This window comes from Salinibacter sp., from assembly GCF_042218895.1.
GTDB lineage: Bacteria > Bacteroidota > Rhodothermia > Rhodothermales > Salinibacteraceae > Salinibacter.
Genome location: NZ_JBDGQQ010000115.1, coordinates 1 through 17,477 on the forward strand (window position 1 = coordinate 1; position 17,477 = coordinate 17,477).

Genomic DNA, 17,477 nt, shown 5'->3' on the forward strand with positions numbered 1-17,477 from the left:
CCGTGGCGTAATGTCCAGCAAGACGATCGCAAGGTAACTTCCTCAGTGCCATCGGGAAATCTGGACCCCTTCCCAAAGCCACTGCATGAGGAGATAAAGAAGCGTTGTGAGAACACACGTCCCCTCACTAAGCGGACCGCCACTGTCACCAAGCAGAATCGGGGAACGCTCTTGGCAGGGACCATGGGCGTAGGGAAGCTCGGTTACATGGGATCCTTTCCATCGGGATTCCACAAAGCGGAATGGCTTAACGTCGCAAGGACTTTGAATCTTGATCGCAAAGGTCCAACCGGGACAGCCTCGAAGAGAGGTACAAGGCACACGGGCAAGGAAGCACCTACGCTGGACGAAAGGAATGAGCCTGGAAACCTGGGAAGTTCTGTCTGTGATGACAAGGCTCCTAGATCGGCCAATGCACAGACAGGACGGCGGAGCGGTCGCAGTAGCTTTGGAGCCGTGCAAGTCACGGACACTACGTGAAGGGCCGAAGCAAGGATCGAATACCAAGTAAGCGAGGTAACCAAAAACCGGAACCCGCGAGTGGCCTATGGCCACGGCAGGAGGTAGGGATTCAGTCCCCCGAAGATAGAAACCTGCCTGTGGAGGAAGGTGGAAGGGAAGCTAAGCCTATGAATGTAGGCGTTGTAGGTGAAAGCGGAACGGAGGGAGAGATCCCCAGAGGTCCTTGTGGAGAGCGGAATACGGTCAAAACCGTACGTTCCGTTCGGGAAGAAGGACAGCGGAAACGGCCTTGAGGAAGAAAAGGAAAGTTGAACGTAACTCATACGCGCCACTGCCTTACTTTCACAACCGACGCCGAAGTTGCCAGAACCTACGACATCCACCCGGTCACGTTGTCAAACTGGAAGAAGAAGCTCAAAGAGAATGGCTCGAAGGCCTTCGGTGGAGGTGATGAGCTCAAAGAGAAGAAGGACAAGATCGCCAAACTGGAGCGCATGGTCGGTAAGAAGGAGGTCGAGATCGCCCTGCTGAAGAATTTTTTGGGCGAGAGCTGACCACGACCGAGAAGGTCCGCCCAACAGGTCAGCACAAAGAAGAACGCGGACTCAATCGGTGCCTCAAGGCAATCGATCTGCCTAAAAGCACCTACTACTACCGACAGAACCGTCCCGACGGCCTCTCCGAGGAAGACCAGAAACTGATGAAGCACGTGCGCGAGATCATCTGTGAGCATCCAGGCTACGGGTACCGCCGGATCCTCCCTGAGCTTGAAGAGCGTACCGGGCAGACGATCAACACAGGACGGCTCAGACGGCTTCCTAGCGAGCATGAGCTGGCTCTGCCTCGCCAGGTATCGAAATCCGAGCCCTCGCCCGTGCAGGAAATTCTGGAGGAGGCTTCCGGACAACTCAATCTCGTGGAAGGTCAGGATCCAGGCCCACTGGAGCCCATCTTCCGCACCCCCTCCACCGGGGTGACTGAATTTGGAGAATTATCCATGGTTTGTACCCAAAATTGGACCATTAGTTGTATATTTTAGAGGATTCCCGCGCTTCCCTGTCGACCAGACTCCTCGCGACAAGTGCGAATCGGCAGTCGCTGTCGGTTTCGATGCAGGCGGAAACAGAGTGCTGGGGCGGATTCAGTCTACACATGTGTACGAACATATGATGATTGTACCATACTAATGCCTAATCTCTGACATACGCCAGGCCGCCAGCGGGGTGCGGAAGATCGGCTACACGCTGGAAGAGTCCTCCTCGACCGGCGGAGAAGGAAACCGGCTCGAAAAGACCGGCGAAGAGTGGCTCATCGGCGGGACGCTGGTTCCTTCCGAGGCCCGCAAGGCCCAGCTTCTGAAGAAAAAGAGCCTTTTTATCCTGGCGATGGGCGGACTCGACGAGGAGACCCTCCCCGCCGAGGAGATGCTAAGGGGCTACAAAGGACAGGTCCGCGTCGAGAGAGGGTTCCGCTTTTTGAAGGAGCCCTGGTTTATGGCCTCGTCGATCTACCTGCAGGACGAGAAACAGGTCACGGCGCTTCTGATGGTCATGACGCTGTGTTTGCTCGTGTATTCGGCCCTGGAGTGGCGGATCCGAGAAGGTCTACAGACCCACGACTTGGCGTTCCCTGACCAGAAGGGAAATCCAACTCAGCGCCCGACGGCCCGGTGGGTGTTTCAGGTCTTTCACGGGATCCATCTGCTACTTGATGGAAGTCGTGAGGTTGTTTTGAACATGGAAGAACGACATGAGCGAATAGTTACTGTGTTGGGCCATAGATACGAGAAAATTTATGCTTCTCGCCCGCCCTAGCCGGGTGCGGAAGGTCGGCTGAAACGCTCCGGATCTGGAAGCTCCTCACGGGCCTGCCTGAACGAAACGTACCCCTCGGGAAATTTTCCGGAGCTGCCAACGCGCGAGGACATCGCGTCAGAGCGAATTTGCGTCTTTCCGTCTGATGCTGGTCCGTTCTTTCCCGGCATAGACAAAACTGAGAGCGACCCCTATCGGAGGGCGGTGTAAATCAAATTCGAACCTCATCAATGAATCAATGATGCACGTGCCAGGAGGGGCCTCGACGACGGTTGCAGGCTCTCCGGCTGACTGAAATGGATCGTCCTCGAAGGCTCCTGCTGGGAGCGCATAATTGCCCACGCGACTCCCCCAATGAGGAGAATCCAAGGGCTCCACCAAATCCAGTGTACTCCCCACATTCATCCATTGTGCGTTGCGTCAAATATTAAGGTTGTACTTTCCCGGGATTGGTGTCGTTGATTTTGCGGACGAATCCGCATTGTCAGCTTTCCTCCACGATCACCATACCGCGCATCCCAACCGAGGCGTGCGGCGTGCACTCGTACCGGTATTCGCCGGGCTCGGTGAAGGTGTACGTGTACTCGGCTCCCTGCTCACCGCGAAGGGATGCACTTACGTCCGTGTTGACGAACGCGACGTCATGGGATCCCCCGTTGCCGGTCCACACCCACCGGATCGTCGTTCCCGGGTCGACGCGTACCGCTTCGGGAGCGTACGTCAGTCCGTTGCCCGCTCCAACTTTGACCACGACCTCTCGCTCCCCGGTCCGGTCCTCGATCGTCTCAAATCCGCGCGTGCCTTCGAGCCACTCTCTTGTCTGCGCGCCGAGATTTAGGTCGTCAGCCACGGCCTCATCGACCGTTCCATTCGTCCGTGCGGGCCCGTTTCCATGCATCGCCCCGTGCATGGAGCAGCAGTTCGAGGCCTCCTGTCCGCCGCTCTGTCCCCTCATGCCCATGTGTGGGCCGGTATCGAAGGGAGCGGCGGCTCCACTGTACCACGCTCCGCCGATCAGAAGGGCGGCGCCAAGAGCCAGTAGTATTCGTATGTCTGAGAATCCTGCCAGTAGCGTATTCATGTGAACACCTCGGTGTGTGATTGAAAAATGTGACGTCCAGCTTCCGCTGGGACCGTTTCCACCGTCTAAATTGGACTCGCGGCTTCTTTCCGATTTTGCAGTCAAGTTAAGTCCCCTGAGCAGGGCCGGTGCCTACCGGTTCTGCTCAAGCCGCTCTTTCCGTGCCTCGTACTCCTCCGCCGAAATCTCCCCTTCGGCGTAGCGGCGCTTGAGGATGTCCAGCGGGGACTCCCGCGCGGCGGGAGAAAAAGGAAGCGAGCTTCCCTCTCGAAGCACCGACAGGAGAGCCCACCCCACGCCGAGAATGAGCAGAATCCAGAGAATAAACATTTCGCAAGTGGAGAATGGAAAGGAAAACGTTGGTGAGGTCGGATCAGGCGGCTGCGGGGGCCGCCTCTTCAGCGGTGGTTGCCGACGTTGGGCTTTCGCTTCGTTCATAGTCGGGCCGAATGTCGACCCGTCGCAGCCGATTGGCGTTGCCGACGACGGTGATCGAGCTGGTCGCCATCGCAATCTCAGCCAGCACCGGGTGCATCCATCCAATCACGGCCAGCGGAATCATGACCACGTTGTAGGCAAACGCCCAGAACAGATTCTGCTTGATGGTGCGGAAGGTGGCGCGGCTGAGGTTGATCGCCTCGACGACGCTCGACAACTCGCCACGCACCAGCGTCACGTCGCTCGACTCGATGGCGATGTCGGTGCCGGTGCCGATGGCGAGGCCCACGTCCGCCTGCGTGAGGGCGGGCGCGTCGTTGATGCCGTCGCCCACGAACGCGACCCGCTCGTAGTGCTCCTGTAGGCGCTTCACCTCGTCGGTCTTGTCGTCGGGCAGCACCTCCGCGAGGACGTGGTCGATGCCCACCTGCTCGGCGACGGCCTGCGCGGTGCGCTCGTTGTCGCCGGTGATCATGGCCGTCTCCAGGCCGAGGTCGTGCAGGGCCTCGATAGCCTGGACGGAATCCTCCTTCAGGGCGTCGGCGACGGCGACGATGCCGGCCAGATGCCCGTCAATGGCCGCAAGCATGGCCGTCTTGCCCTCGTGTTCGAGCGTTTCCATCTGTTCTTCGGCCGCCTCAACGTCGATGCCCTCCTCCCGCAGGAGCGTTCGCGTGCCGACCAGAACGTCTCGGTCGTTCACGATGGCCCGGATGCCCTTGCCGCGCACGGCCTCGAAATCAGAGGGCTCGTCCAGGAGACGCTCCTCACTTTCGGCGCGTTGGACAATCGCCTCGCCCAGCGGATGCTCGCTTCCACGCTCCGCGCTGGCGACGAGCTGGAGCACCGTCGCTTCGTCCCAGTTCCCCAGCGCCACGAGGTCGGTCACCTCCGGCTTCCCGCGCGTGATGGTGCCGGTCTTGTCGAGCACGACGACGCCGACGTCTTTCAGGGTCTGGATCGCCTCGCCGGAGCGGATGAGGACGCCGTGCTCGGCCCCCATGCCGCTGCTCACCATGAGGGCCGTCGGCGTGGCCAGGCCCAGCGCGCAGGGGCAGGCGATCACGAACACCGCCACCATTGAGGCGATGGCGAGCGTCAGGACACTCAGGTCCGTCACTACCCACGGGAGGAACGAGCCCGCATCCACGAGCGGCTGCATGAGGCCCGGCGCCAGCATCCACAGGGCAAACGTGAGGAGGGCGACGCCGATGATAATCGGGACAAACACGCCGGTAATCCGGTCGGCCAGGTTCTGAATGGGCACCTTCGTGCCCTGGGCCTCCTCCACGAGTTGCACCACCTGCGAGAGGAAGGTGTCCTTCCCCACGGCCGTGGCCTTCACCTTCAGGCGCCCGTCCTGGTTCACCGTGGCGCCGATGACCTCGTCGCCCGGCTCCTTCGGCACGGGCATGCTCTCGCCGGTGGCCATCGACTCGTCGAGCGCGCTTTCCCCCTCCACGATCTCGCCGTCGGTCGGAATCTTTTCGCCAGGCCGCACGACCATCACGTCGCCGACCTCCACCTGGTCGACGGGAATCTCGACCTCCTCCCCGTCGCGCAGCACGGTAGCCGTCTTTGCCTCCATCTCCATCAGCTTGCGGATCGCCTCGGACGCCCGCCCCTTGGCGGACTCCTCGATGTAGCGGCCCGTCAGGTGGAACGCCATGATCATGGCCGACACGCCCGCGTAACTCGCCACGGGAATGACGAACGAGGCGGGTCCGGTGAGGAACGCCGCCGCGGTGCCGAGTACGATGAGGGCGTCCATGTTGGGCGCCCCGCTCAGCAGCGACTTCACGCCGCTCCGGTAGGTCTCCCAGCCGACCCATCCGAGGACCGGGGCCGCCAGGCCGATCATGCCCAGATGATAGACCGTCTCGCTCGGCCACGCGACCCCAAAGATCATCTCCGGAATCATCCAGGCGATAATCGGAATCGTCAGTGCCCACGCGATCCACATGCGCGAGCGGGCCTTAGCGACCTTTTCCTCAGTCTTCTCCGTGGCCGACTCGGCCGCAGTCTCGTCCTCGCCGGTCTCCTCGACGTCGTACCCCGCGTCCCGGACGGCCTGGATGAAGTTCCGCTTCGTGGCCGTGCCCGAAATGTAGGTCACTGTTGCCTTCTCCGTGGCGAGATTGACGTTGGCCTCCAGCACGCCAGGTACGTCCGACAGAAACTCGTCAACCGTGCTCACACACGAGGCGCAGTGCATCCCCTCGATAGGGAGAGTCATTTTCTCGGTCGGCACCTCGTATCCGGCCCGATCGACGGCCTCGACGAGGGCCTCGGAATCGACCGATCCGTTCTCAAAAGAGACGGACGCCTTCTCCGTGGCAAGGTTGACGTTCGCCTCTGCCACGCCGTCGACCCCTTCGAGGGCGTCGTCGACGGTGTTCACGCAGGAGGCGCAGTGCATTCCCTCAATTGGAAAGGTCAGGCGGTCGCTTTGCTCTGCAGGCATGGAATGCGTTGTGGATTTTATGTGGTACGTTCAGTGGGTACGCGTTCGGCATTCGGCGCATCAGGAGCCTGCCGGAACCTCATAGCCGGCTTCGTCGACGGCCTCACCGAGGCGATCATGCGAAACGTTTCCGTCCAGACTCACGGTGGCCTCCGCAGAGTCCAGATCAACGGTTGCCTCGGCGACGCCGTCGACGCCTTCAAGTGCGTCGGCCACGCGTTCAGCACAATGCTCGCAACTCATGCCGTCGACGGAAAGGGTTTTCGTCTGATCGGTCGTCATCGGTAAGCTTGGGTTTCGGTTGGAAAGAAAATCCGTGGTGTGTGAGGCCCTCGGCATTGGGCGTCTCGGTTTCTCTTTACTCTTGGATGGCGCTCGCGCCATTGCCGACTGGGCCCTCCATCGCGTGGAGAATGGGACACTCGCTGGTGGAGCCGTGTCCCTCGCAGGCCTCCACGAGGTGGCCCAGCGTGTCCCGGATGCGCTGAAGGTCGCGGATCTTCTCCTCGACCTCCTCGATTTTCTCCTGAGCCACTGCCCGCACGTCGGCACGGTCCGCATCCGGCGTGACGCGAAGCTGGAGCAGTTCGTTTGCTTCTTCGAGCGTAAACCCCAGCTCTTGCGCCCGCTTGATGAATCGGATGCGGGTTACGTGATCGGGGCTGTACTGCCGGAAGCCGCCGCTGGAGCGGGGCGGCTCGGGGATGAGTCCTCGCCGTTCGTAGTAGCGGACCGTTTGAACGTTTACGTCGGCACGGTCGGCAACTTCGCCGGTGGTAAGCGTTTCGGTAGCCATCTGTCCGTTTTGTGTTATTGGAGCAAGTGTCTCGCGTCTGCTGAACCGGGGACCGGCCACAATCGCAATGCATCCGAGGCCAATTTCTCATACGGCCTATAGGTCGCTATAAGGTTCACGTCAATCGTTCCTGTAGCCGGGTATAGGCTTTTAGATTCACAGATTATCAATGGCGTGGCCTGTCGATCGGCTCCCTCCTCTACTCATTGTTTGGGGATTTATTCTCAATCGCACGCAGATAGTGGGCAGGGCGCTTTTGAAACTGGCGCTTGCACCGCTCCGAGCAGAACCCGTAACGCTCCCCATTCCAACTGACAGACAAGGTGGGGTCGGACTCGCTGAGGGCCATGCCGCAAACCGGATCGCGCTCCTCAAACCATGTGGGATCGCGTCGAAGGGCTCCATCTTCTCCCGCAATATCTCGCATCAACGTGAGATGATTCAGCAAAAGCCGAGGCAGCAAAAAATGCTGCTGGACCCGCATTCGGCCCTCCTGGGCGGTTTCCGCGGCTCTTTCGCGGTGGCTGAGCAGTTCGATCAGTGCCGCAGCGCACTCCTCTACGTCTTCGACGAGCTCCCCCCCACTTCATCGGCCATCTGGAGGGGAATGCCCCCCGCCCGACCCGCCACGACGGGCGTTTGCTTCCATAGCGCCTCCGAAACGACGAGCCCGAAGCCTTCCCGAATGGACTTCTGCACGACGACATCGGAGAGGCGCTGGAAGGCATTCACTTCAATGTTGCCAACGCCCGTCAGATTGGTGAAGACGTGCATGAGGGGATCAGGCTCGCACTCGGCCTTGACCTTTTCGTAAATCGACCAGCCTTCAGGATCGTCGAGCGCCATCGAGCCGACAAGGGCAAGCTGAGCGTTGGGCACCTCCTCCCGTACCAGGCGATACGCATCAATCACGCCCAGGGGATCTTTCCACGGGTCGAACCGCGCCACCTGCGTGATAAGCGGATTGTCGAGTTCCAGGCCGATCCAACCGAGGACCTCGCGGGCCATTTCCTCCGGAAGGTCGAAGTTCTTGGGGCTCAGCGGGTCAATCGCAGGAGGGATCATTTCGGTCCGCTCGACAGGGAGGTCCGGAGGCAGAAAGTCCTCCATGGTGAAGACGGCCGCGTCGTAGGAATCCAGATATGAACGTAGAAAGGCCCAAACGCCTGGATTCGGCTCCGACGTGTCGATGTGGCAGCGCCAGATCCATCGGGCCTCTCCGGTTCCCCGCACGGCAGGAACGGCCACCGGCTGCGGGTCGTGCACGAAGATGAAGTCGTAGACCTCGTCGAGACGCTCCGCGTTCGTTTGGGTATTTTCCAGGTAGATGTCCTCCTGAGAGGAGTCTAGCCCTTCACCTGAACCCTGTAGGGCATTGTGCATGGTTTTCGTGACCTCGAAGAAGGCATCGTCCCCGTAGATCACTTTCCAGTCGGCCACGAGCCCGAGGTCGTTCAGCAGCGGAACGACGGAGCGCAGTAGTTCTGAGACGCCTCCGCCGTAGGGCGTGGCGTTTAGGTGGAGGACGCGGGCGCCCCGAAGCGCTTCTGCGACCTCGCGGAGCGACTCGAGCGTAGCGGAGGGCGCTATGCCTTCGTACGCGTCGATCGATCGGTGTCCGACACCAACGCCTTGAAGCATACTCTTCATCGATCAGTGGGATGAGGAAAAAACTCGTGGTCTCGAGAGTCGCCGGGACAACTCTGGGATTCGCCGTTCCCGTTCTCCATGAGACTTCGCAAGAACGACCAAAAAGCGAGCCTCCCCCGGCTCGACAACTCGGGGAGCCACCGACCGGATGTGCCATCCCTTTTCGATCTGTTCGGCCACCTCCGGATGCTCTTGGACCGACGGTCCTCCCTGGGCCGGAAGGAGAAGCAGTTGTATCTGGGTATTCGGTGAAGTCGATTCTCGCCTCCTCGACTGCCGTTCTCGTTGGATGGGGGGCGCGATTTCCATGGTAGGGGTTCAGGTCGAGTCTGGGGTGGTATGTGGAAAGACCGGCCGGCTCCTCCCCGGTAAAGCAAAACGGGAGGAAGTGCCGACCGGTCTATCATCCGCGGAGCGCGTCGCTACTGCGCCGCTCCCGCTGTCCCTGTCCGGGTCGCTTTGTCCCGTTGGCCGCCGACGGCCAGACCGGCGGTCGCGACCAGCGCCCCGACGATCAGGTTGTTCCAGATCAGTCCGCTGCCCGTGACGAGAGCCGGAATAAAGCCGGCTACAATCAGCCACACGCCGGCCAAACCGGCCAACCAGGACCACCCCCCACGCTCACCTACGGTGAGGCTCGTGAGGGCCACGATGGCGCCGACGATCACGTCATTCCACAGGTGTCCCGTCGAGCCGAGCGTCAGGAACGTAGCCAGAATGAGCCAGAGTCCGAGAATGCCGAGAGTCCATCGTTTTGCTTGCATGGCAATACCTCTTTCGATCCGTTCGAGATGTCCCCGATAAGTCAAGTTCGGTGGCCGGGACCGGGCCACCGGATAATTTTTTCACGTGAGCCTGAATGAAGGGGCACTGCTCATCATTCGAGCTCATTTCTACAAACGCCCTATAGTATGGTATAGGGTTCTCGTACAGACAGGTCTATAGTTGGGTACAGCCTTGCTTCTTCTGCATCTCTTCATGAACCCGTCGGTTCCTGGTGCCGGCATTGTGCTAATGCCACACTGAGTGCGGGGAGCATCGTGACCTGAACAATCGGAGAGAGGCCCACAGTGTGCCCAAGCACCGTCATCGTCGGCATCCACACGCTGTACCCCCAGAGCCCAAGTGCGCGGGCGGCCCACTCCAGCCCGATACTGGCCACGAGCCCGATCCACAAGAGACTGATCCAGGCTCGCCAGTTCATTCGATCCAGAGCAGCCGGGCCAACCGCCAGCCGCGCGAACGCTGCAACACCGAGCACAATCAGTACATCGCCGAAGATGGCGCCCCACATCCATCCGGCCCCTCGCCAAAAGCCCCAGCTCCACATGTCGTAGAGAAAAAGACACTGTCCAAACTCTCAGATCATATTGAGCAGGAAGCCCCACGCGGCAATTCGGGACCAAAAGGAAAGGCGGGTGGTCATCTCTTTGCCGGTGATCTGTTTGTACGATCTGGTCGGGAGCCCGGACCCGAAATGCGGCGTGGCCGCCGGGCCTACTTCTCCGAAATAATGTCCCCGTCCGGCGTAATCCGCTCGTTGGGCCCCGGCTCTCGGGTGGGGAAATTCGAGATCGGGACGGTCTCGTTGCGGTTCTTCGGGACGTAGTGCGTGTGGTTGCCGTGCGAGATTTCGGCGTAGGACTGGTTCGGATACGGATACAGGACGCTTCGCATCAGCATCCCGAAGAGAACGACGCCGAGGACAAGAGCCCCCCACCGCAGAATCGCTCCTCCGAATCCCGTTCTGTCAGGGCTTGAGTCCTCACCCGGTGGAGACGAGGAGGTGTGATCGCTAGGCGAGGCGTCCTTCGTATCAGTCATAATTCTCGAAAATGCAGTCGGCTAAAAAGGTTGAGCGGTTTACCCGCTATCGGAGTGCCTGCAGGATGGCGCGCGTGAGCCAGTACCCGGCCGCCACGCCGAAGAGACCGCCGGTGAGCATCCGGCTAAGGGGCGTGTTGGCCCATAAGCCGAACCAGCCAAGCGCCCAATCCACGGCCATCGGCAGAGCGCTCACCGCGAAAATCTGGGGGGTCCACCGCCGAACAACCTGATCGTGCCGGACCAGGGCCGCGAAAGCGATTGCGCCGAGCGAGAGGCCCATCAACAGGCCGTAAACGCGGTGACCGACTGCCAGCTGCACGCCCCAGAGGTACGGTGACCGGGACGGCATCTGGTGACAGAGCGGCGCAAAAACCCGCATGATGAGGGCCCGCCCGCTGGGGCCGAGAAAAGGGGGAGTCGAGGCTAACAGGAGGGGCAGAAACGCCACACCGAGGGCCGCCGCCCACCCTTTCCAAAAGCCCATTTCTTCGGAAGGACTCGTCATCGGCCAGGAAAATCAGTTTGCCTTTCGCACGGGTGGGCCTACGAGCTGCGGCGGCGCCAGAACCGCAGGTCTTGAACGCGACGTCCCATCGCGACGACGAAGCCCCCGGTCAGGATGAGGACGCCGAGCCAAAACACGTTGATAAACGGCTTGACCGACGCCTGGACGACGACCCAGTCCTGCTTCGGGACCTCTGCGCCCGTGATTTTGAGGTGGGCCTTTCCGCTGTCCACGTTCATGCCGTTGAAGCTCACAGCCAGCTTCCAGTCTTTAATCACGCTCTGCACGGACTTCTGCGACCGATCCTGCATCACGAGATAAATCGGGCGAATCCGGCGCGTCTCCTCGGTCTGCAGGTTCGTCACCTCCATACGGGCGGCCACGGCGATCTTCGCGGAGTCAGGCACGCGAGGAGAGGAGACCTGTGGATCGAAGCCGGCAAATTCGAGGGCGAACGATCCGTTTCCGATGGTCGTCGAGTCGCCCTCAGCCATCGTGAGCTGCCCGCCCGGAGGCTTGCCCGCACTGCCATCGACTTTATTTTTGCTTTCGAGGTCGGTCTGCATCGCGCGCGGGGAGACGGAGGTGAAGAGGTCCGTGGCGAAAAACGTCTTGATTGCCGGGTCCTGGAACCACTGGTTGCCGCTCTTATAAGCCACCGGCCTCAATGTGAAGGGCTCCCCCTCCGGGCCTTTCACGTGTAACCGGTAGGCCGTGCGGCCGGCCTCCGTCCGCTCGGTTCCTTCGTAGCGCATCCGGTAGCCCTCCACCGTGCGCGGCTCCCCTTTCATGAGCACAAAGTAGTCGCGCTTCTCCCCATTGCCCCCCCGCACCTGCAGCGGATCCTCCAGCCCAGCGGAGCCCACTACTCCCAGGAGCAGGACCGCAAACCCCACGTGCGAGAGGGCCCCGCCCGCCATGCGTGGATTCCCCCGAACGATGCGCCAGAGCACGGCCCCGTTTGCATAGAGGGCAAAAAAGGCCATGAACGTCAGCAGAAGCAGAAGCAAGCTTTGCCCGTACACGCTCCAGGTGCCGCTCAGCCCGCTCAGGAGCCCGGCGTCGGCAGTCGAGGAAGAGGCTCCCCCAGCCCCGGGCCGAATTGTGCGGGCTACAAACGGCGCTACGGTGAGGACCAAAGCCGTCGACGCCGTCGCCAGCGCAACGGGCACGCGAAGGGCGCGGTTGATGCGCTCGACCGTCATCTTTTCCCACCAAAAGAGCTGTCCGAGCCCAGCCAGAAACGCGATGCCGATTGCCAGAGGCAAGGTCCAGCGGTCGTAAAAGTCGGTGGGCACCGCGGAGGGCTGGTCCCGAACGAGGTGCCCCAAGATCGGGGCGCTGGTGCCCACGATGATGACCGTGGCCGTCGCCGTAAGCAACACGACGCCGCAGAACATGAGAAACTCTCGGGAGAGGGCGTAGGACTCGTGCTCGGGCGTTGGCAGCTCCCGGTAGCGCCAGGCAAAGAGGCCGAACCCCACCAGCGCGATCACAGCCATCCAGATGAGAAGCTGGTTGTACAGGCCGAGGTCTACAAATGAGTGGACCGACACGTCGCCCAGGATGCCGCTGCGGGTGAGGAAGCTCTCGTAGACGACGAACATATAGGCCAGCACGCTCAGGAGAAGCGCCGCCTTGTGGCCGCGACCGCTCTTTTTCTGAATGAGCATGGCGTGGAGCGCGGCGACTCCTACGATCCAGGGCACCAGCGAAGCGTTCTCAACGGGGTCCCACGCCCAGTAGCCCCCAAACGAGAGCGTCTCGTAGGCCCAGTAGCCCCCCATGGCAATCGCCAACCCCAGGACGGCGACCGCAAAAAGGGTCCAGGGAAGAGCACGGCGTACCCACCCGGTGTAGCGCCGCTTCCACAGGGCACTGACGGCGTAGGCAAACGGTGCGGTCATGGCCGCAAACCCGAGAAAAAGAACAGGGGGATGGATGACCATCCAGTAGTTTTTGAGAAGCTCATTGAGCCCCTGCCCATCGGGAGGCACGTACCCAGAATTGGACTGGAAGACAGGAGCCTCGGGAAAGGCCTCGGCCAGCCCCTCAAAGGGCGTGGAGCCGATTTCGATGGGCCCGACCGGGAGCCCGACAATCATCGAGACGAGAAACACCTGGCAGAGCCCGAAGACCGTCATCACCGGGGCTTCGTACTCGCGCGAGGTCCAGATTAGGAGTGCCCCGCCGACGAGGCTCGTGTACACGATCCAAAGCAAGAACGACCCCTCCTGCCCTTCCCACAGCGCGGAAAGGGTAAAATACCAGCTCAGGTCGTTCGAGACGTGCTTGTAGACGTAGGCGTACTGATACTGCTTGGTGAAGAGCAGATAGACGAGAAGCCCAAACGCGGCGGTCGTCGTCAGCGTCACCACGCCCCAGCCGACCCGCCCCAGCGCGTTCCACAACGGCTCCGTGTCGCTGCCCCGCGCCGCCGCGAAGTAGGCCGCCGCGGACAGCGCGCTGGCGGCAAAGGCGACAAAAAGCAGCAGTTGTCCGACCATACCGAGCATGACGTGAACGTTTTAGTTCGAGGTTTGAGCAGAGTCCGAAAGGGTTCTCTCGGCGGCGCGTACCCGCTGCAGGAACGGGTCGGGACCCACGTATCCGACAGTCCGGGATTGAGTAATTTCTTTTCCGCTTCCATCCAAAAATACCAGCGTCGGGACGCCGGCCACGTCGAAGCGCTCGCGCAGGGCTTTGGCCTCCGGCGATCCGTAGCGCGTGAGGTCGGCCTTCAACCGGACGAAGGTACTCGTGGCCCCGATTACCTCTTCGTCGGTGAAGGTGGTGCGGTCGAGTTCGATGCAGGGGACGCACCAGTCGGCAGAAAAGTAGAGAAGCGCCGGTCGGCTCGCCTGTTGGGCCTGGATTAGTGCATCGTCGGAGTAGGAACGCCACTCGATCGACGGCTCCTGCAAGACCTGGATGCCGGCGATGCTGGCAACGAGGGCCGCCGCCCCGACGGTCCACTTGACACGCCGGAACCAATTTCCGGGACGACCGGATCGCTCCAGGAAGCCGAGGTACAGTCCCCCGGCGGCGAGGGTCACTGGGACGGCGTAGATCGCGTAATCGGGCACGACCGCCAGGCCAAGGTAGAAGAGCGCCGCCCCGACCATGACAATGCCGAAGAGCTTTTTGACCCACACCATCCAGACTCCGGTGCTCGGCAGCCGGCCTAACAGTCCACTGAACGTTCCCAGAACCAGGTACGGCGCTCCCAGCCCAAGGCCCATCACCGTAAACGCTGAAAGGCCGAAAAATGGGTCGCCCTGTGATCCGACAAAGGCCAAGAGCGCCACGGTGGGCGGCCCGATGCAGGGCGCAGCAAAGACGCCCACCACCAGCCCGGAGAGGTACAGCCCCGCGAGGCCTGACGCCTGATGGGCCCCGGAGAGCCGACTGCGAAGCCAGGCCGGAGGCTGCAGTTCATAGACGCCGAACATGCCGAGGGCCATCGCAAACAGGAGCACGCCGATCGCTCCCAACACCCAGGGGCTCTGCAGGGCCGCCCCGAAAAGACCTCCCGTGACGGCGGCAATCGTGCCCAGGACGCTGTACATGGTGGCGATACCGAGCACGTAGATGCTCGCCCGGCCAAAGGAGCAGACCAGACGATTCTCTTTTTGAACCCCAAACAACGAGACGGTCACCGACATCATGGGGTATACACAGGGCGTGAGGTTCAGGGCCAGACCGATCACAAAGATGCCCAGGTACGCCAGCACCAGGCCCCGCTGGTCGAACATCGACGCGATCTGATTGGTGCTGGCTTGATCTATGCCGCCGGGTGCGGTCCCTGGTGTTGTAGCCTCTGGTGTCGGTTGCGACGCCGAAATGCCACCGGTTCCTCCCGAGAAGAGCGCCTGATTTGTGGGCCGCCCTTCCCTCGAATCAGCGGTGACCTCTATGGGAAGCGTGACCGGGAGTGTGGACGGCGGCAGGCAGACCGAGTCATTGCAGATCTGGATGCGAAGGCTCCCCTTCAGCACGCGGCGGCCCGGCTGGAGACTGGGCGCGATCCGCAGCGTCAGAAATATCGGTGTTCGCCCGCTATAGACGGCCAGCTTCTGGTTCCCTGCAAAGGAAAAGCTGAACATTTCGGGCTCGGGGTACTCCGTCGTGTCGACCGTAACCCCCTCCGGCGCGTTCGTCGTCAGCGCCGTGCCGATCAAGTACTCCAGGGTTGGCTTGTGGGCGTTAGCGTGCCAGCCCTCATCAATGTCGAGCACCACGGCCGCCCGCACCGTGTCGCCGGCGGGCACGGCGGTCCGGCTAAGCCGGGCGTCCACCGAAACCCGCGCGGCGCTTCGCCCCTGCTGCTGGGCCGAGGCCCCAGTCGCAAAGGCCCCCAAAATCGCAATCAGGGCCAGACCCGCCATCCAGAGGCGGCCATTCAGTACCGGTCGGGCCAAAAGTATGCTACTGCGCATCCTTCCTCGGGGACGGTTTGTCAGAAGAGACAGGGTTCGCGAGGTAGGGGCGGACGGCCTCTACGAAGGTGGAGTAGTCCCCAGCGCCGGACCAGAAGTCTCGGATTATCCCCTCCGGTCCGATCACAAAACTATAAGGGCGAGACTGGCGGACCCGGCTATAGGGAGCAGGCCAGGACCGGTCTTGCGGCAGGTATCCACTGACCGTGTTGAGTTGAAGCTTCTCCCGCTCGAAGCGCCGGATGGTGGAGCGACGCTCGTCGGAGATTGTGACGACGACGAGCCCCTGTGGTCCATGCGTCTTCTGCAGACGGTTCAGCTGGGGAAGCTCATCCAAGCACGGGGGGCACCAGGTGGCCCACAGGTTCAGGAGCACGACCTGCCCTCGGTAGTCGCGGAGCGTCTTCGGCTCGTTGCTGTCGACGAGTCGAAAACGAAGCCTGGGCGCCTCGGTGCCGGTTACCGCCGTGCTCTTCTCCTCCCCGGTCGAGGATCCAGCCAGCGTTAGCGCGGCAATTCCTCCTCCCATTAGCACGACAGACAGGGCGAGCGTAGCCCCGATCCATTCGAGCGCGCCTTCCGGGCGAGGCGGAGAGCGGCGCCGCAAAATGAGGTAGAGCAGGCCGACGCCACTCCCCATAAGCAGGGCGACTCCAAAAAACGTTACCGTGGAATTGAGTGGCATTGCGTGCAGTTTGCGTCTTGTTGTGGTGGCCCTGTCTTGTTTTGACCCCGTCACGGGCTCTCGGGTTATCTTTTCGCTCCGAACCTGTCGCCGACCCGTTGAAACGGGGGGCCAACCGTCCCCAGCGCCTCTCCCCGGGCCAGGGCCCGAAGCACCGGGCGAAGCGTCTCCTTCGTGAGAAGCCCGACCGATCGGAGCCGGACGCGCCCCTTGGGATCGACGATAAAGGAGGTCGGAATCACGGGGATCGGCCCGTACTTCTTAGCGGCCGTTCCGTCGTCGATCACGACCGGGTAGTTGACACCAAACTTTTCCGTGAAGGCGCGCACCTTCTCGGCTCCCCCCTCGTCTAGTGACACTCCAATGAAAAGAACGTCGTCCTTCATCGACTTCTGAAGGTCGACGAAGTCGGGGACTTCTTTTCGGCAGGGCGGACACCAGGTCGCCCAGAAGTTAATGACCACGACCGTTCCGCGATGCTCGGTCAGCCGAAACGTCTCCCCGTTGAGTCGCTCCAGGGCAAAGTCCGGGGCCTTCGGTGGTTCGGGGGACTCCTCCCCTCCCGGTCGGCCCGAAGAGCCAAAAAGGCCGGTCCCGTCGAGACGTCCTCCCAGCCCCATTCCCCCACCGAGGAAGAAAATCAGCGCCACTCCCCCGCCGATGCCCACGAGGAACGCGCCGAGGTGCCATCTGGAGAAGATTTTCATGCCTTATCCCGGTTGATCCTGTTGCTGGTTGCGTGCCCACTTCGGACCCCACTTCTTATCGACGGCGGCCTGAATCTTCGCCGGGTCGGTCACTCCCTTTTGTTTCATGTCGTAGGCAATCTTCGCCGTGCCCCGGCAGACGGCGCAGCTCGCGGCCATTTGGTCTTCAAAACAAGCGAGGTTGGAACGGTGAATTCCGCGGTTTTCGCACTTGCACCAGCAGTAAAGCTTATTGAGCGTCGCGGGAATCTTGCGCGCGATCTGGTACGCGCGCTTCACCTCCGGGCGCTCAAACCGCCCGGGGGAGAGCACACCGGAAGAGTCAGAACGCCCGCTGGGTCGGAGGCGCAGCCCGTCCCTGCGGAGGTGACCAGGGATCGGGCTCTGGGAAGACGGCTGCTGGCGCTGCTGCGTCGTTGGAGCCTTTGCCGTCGAGCGTGTCTTTCCCTGCTCAGGCCTTCGGTACTCCGTGTACACAAACAGCACGAGCGCCGCCAGTCCGGCCCCGATTCCGAAGAAGATCAAATGGCGGGTGAAGCTGGGCATGGATCGACAGTGGGTGTCATGAAAAGGGATCGCTCACTGATGGGCACCTCATCGGATTCCTGG

Annotated in this window: 18 protein-coding genes; 3 read left to right on the top strand and 15 right to left on the bottom strand. The window is 61.6% G+C overall.

Annotation, left to right across the window (positions count from 1 at the left end):
* Nucleotides 1–770: 770 nt before the first annotated feature.
* From ABEL04_RS10045 to ABEL04_RS10055, 3 genes are all read left to right on the top strand, one after another.
* Nucleotides 771–1,016 carry a transposase gene (locus ABEL04_RS10045; protein WP_375802258.1) on the top strand — a complete coding sequence of 82 codons (246 nt, stop codon included), beginning with the start codon at nucleotides 771–773 and terminating at the stop codon, nucleotides 1,014–1,016.
* Nucleotides 1,017–1,159: 143 nt separating this feature from the next.
* Nucleotides 1,160–1,501 (top strand): hypothetical protein, encoded by a 342-nt coding sequence (locus ABEL04_RS10050; RefSeq protein WP_375802292.1) that lies wholly within the window; start codon nucleotides 1,160–1,162, stop codon nucleotides 1,499–1,501.
* A gap of 184 nt (nucleotides 1,502–1,685) precedes the next feature.
* The gene (locus ABEL04_RS10055) at nucleotides 1,686–2,276 is read left to right on the top strand and encodes an IS1634 family transposase (RefSeq protein WP_375802259.1); all 591 of its coding nucleotides are present in this window, start codon (nucleotides 1,686–1,688) and stop codon (nucleotides 2,274–2,276) included.
* 484 nt (nucleotides 2,277–2,760) lie between these two features.
* On the opposite strand, the gene ABEL04_RS10060 is transcribed toward ABEL04_RS10055, so the two are convergent.
* From ABEL04_RS10060 to ABEL04_RS10130, 15 genes are all read right to left on the bottom strand, one after another.
* Entirely contained in the window at nucleotides 2,761–3,357 is a 597-nt protein-coding gene (locus ABEL04_RS10060) for a halocyanin domain-containing protein (protein ID WP_375802260.1), read from the bottom strand.
* Nucleotides 3,358–3,489: 132 nt separating this feature from the next.
* Nucleotides 3,490–3,687 carry an SHOCT domain-containing protein gene (locus ABEL04_RS10065; RefSeq protein ID WP_375802261.1) on the bottom strand — a complete coding sequence of 66 codons (198 nt, stop codon included), beginning with the start codon at nucleotides 3,685–3,687 and terminating at the stop codon, nucleotides 3,490–3,492.
* 43 nt (nucleotides 3,688–3,730) lie between these two features.
* A complete protein-coding gene (locus tag ABEL04_RS10070; RefSeq protein WP_375802262.1) occupies nucleotides 3,731–6,259 on the bottom strand; it encodes a heavy metal translocating P-type ATPase in 2,529 nt (842 codons plus the stop codon).
* A gap of 60 nt (nucleotides 6,260–6,319) precedes the next feature.
* Nucleotides 6,320–6,541: a heavy-metal-associated domain-containing protein gene (locus ABEL04_RS10075; RefSeq protein WP_375802263.1), complete on the bottom strand. Its 222-nt coding sequence runs from the start codon at nucleotides 6,539–6,541 to the stop codon at nucleotides 6,320–6,322.
* Between the two features lie 76 nt (nucleotides 6,542–6,617).
* Complete coding sequence (locus tag ABEL04_RS10080; protein WP_375802264.1) at nucleotides 6,618–7,055, bottom strand: MerR family DNA-binding protein; 438 nt, start codon at nucleotides 7,053–7,055, stop codon at nucleotides 6,618–6,620.
* A gap of 199 nt (nucleotides 7,056–7,254) precedes the next feature.
* Nucleotides 7,255–7,539: a YHS domain-containing protein gene (locus ABEL04_RS10085; protein ID WP_375802265.1), complete on the bottom strand. Its 285-nt coding sequence runs from the start codon at nucleotides 7,537–7,539 to the stop codon at nucleotides 7,255–7,257.
* A gap of 74 nt (nucleotides 7,540–7,613) precedes the next feature.
* Nucleotides 7,614–8,696: a glycosyltransferase gene (locus ABEL04_RS10090; protein WP_375802266.1), complete on the bottom strand. Its 1,083-nt coding sequence runs from the start codon at nucleotides 8,694–8,696 to the stop codon at nucleotides 7,614–7,616.
* Between the two features lie 431 nt (nucleotides 8,697–9,127).
* A complete protein-coding gene (locus tag ABEL04_RS10095; RefSeq protein ID WP_375802267.1) occupies nucleotides 9,128–9,469 on the bottom strand; it encodes an SPW repeat protein in 342 nt (113 codons plus the stop codon).
* Nucleotides 9,470–10,202: 733 nt separating this feature from the next.
* Nucleotides 10,203–10,529 carry a hypothetical protein gene (locus ABEL04_RS10100; RefSeq protein WP_375802268.1) on the bottom strand — a complete coding sequence of 109 codons (327 nt, stop codon included), beginning with the start codon at nucleotides 10,527–10,529 and terminating at the stop codon, nucleotides 10,203–10,205.
* A 46-nt stretch (nucleotides 10,530–10,575) separates the two neighbouring features.
* Entirely contained in the window at nucleotides 10,576–11,037 is a 462-nt protein-coding gene (locus ABEL04_RS10105; protein WP_375802269.1) for a DUF2085 domain-containing protein, read from the bottom strand.
* A 38-nt stretch (nucleotides 11,038–11,075) separates the two neighbouring features.
* Entirely contained in the window at nucleotides 11,076–13,544 is a 2,469-nt protein-coding gene (locus tag ABEL04_RS10110) for a heme lyase CcmF/NrfE family subunit (RefSeq protein ID WP_375802270.1), read from the bottom strand.
* Nucleotides 13,545–13,565: 21 nt separating this feature from the next.
* Nucleotides 13,566–15,476, bottom strand: coding sequence for a cytochrome c biogenesis protein CcdA (locus ABEL04_RS10115; RefSeq protein WP_375802271.1), 1,911 nt, complete (start codon nucleotides 15,474–15,476; stop codon nucleotides 13,566–13,568).
* The gene (locus tag ABEL04_RS10120; protein WP_375802272.1) at nucleotides 15,466–16,161 is read right to left on the bottom strand and encodes a redoxin domain-containing protein; all 696 of its coding nucleotides are present in this window, start codon (nucleotides 16,159–16,161) and stop codon (nucleotides 15,466–15,468) included. Before ABEL04_RS10120 ends, ABEL04_RS10115 begins: the two co-directional genes overlap by 11 nt.
* 65 nt (nucleotides 16,162–16,226) lie before the next feature.
* Nucleotides 16,227–16,868 (bottom strand): TlpA family protein disulfide reductase, encoded by a 642-nt coding sequence (locus ABEL04_RS10125; protein WP_375802273.1) that lies wholly within the window; start codon nucleotides 16,866–16,868, stop codon nucleotides 16,227–16,229.
* 3 nt (nucleotides 16,869–16,871) lie between these two features.
* Complete coding sequence (locus ABEL04_RS10130) at nucleotides 16,872–17,414, bottom strand: PCYCGC motif-containing (lipo)protein (protein WP_375802274.1); 543 nt, start codon at nucleotides 17,412–17,414, stop codon at nucleotides 16,872–16,874.
* Nucleotides 17,415–17,477 lie beyond the last annotated feature (63 nt).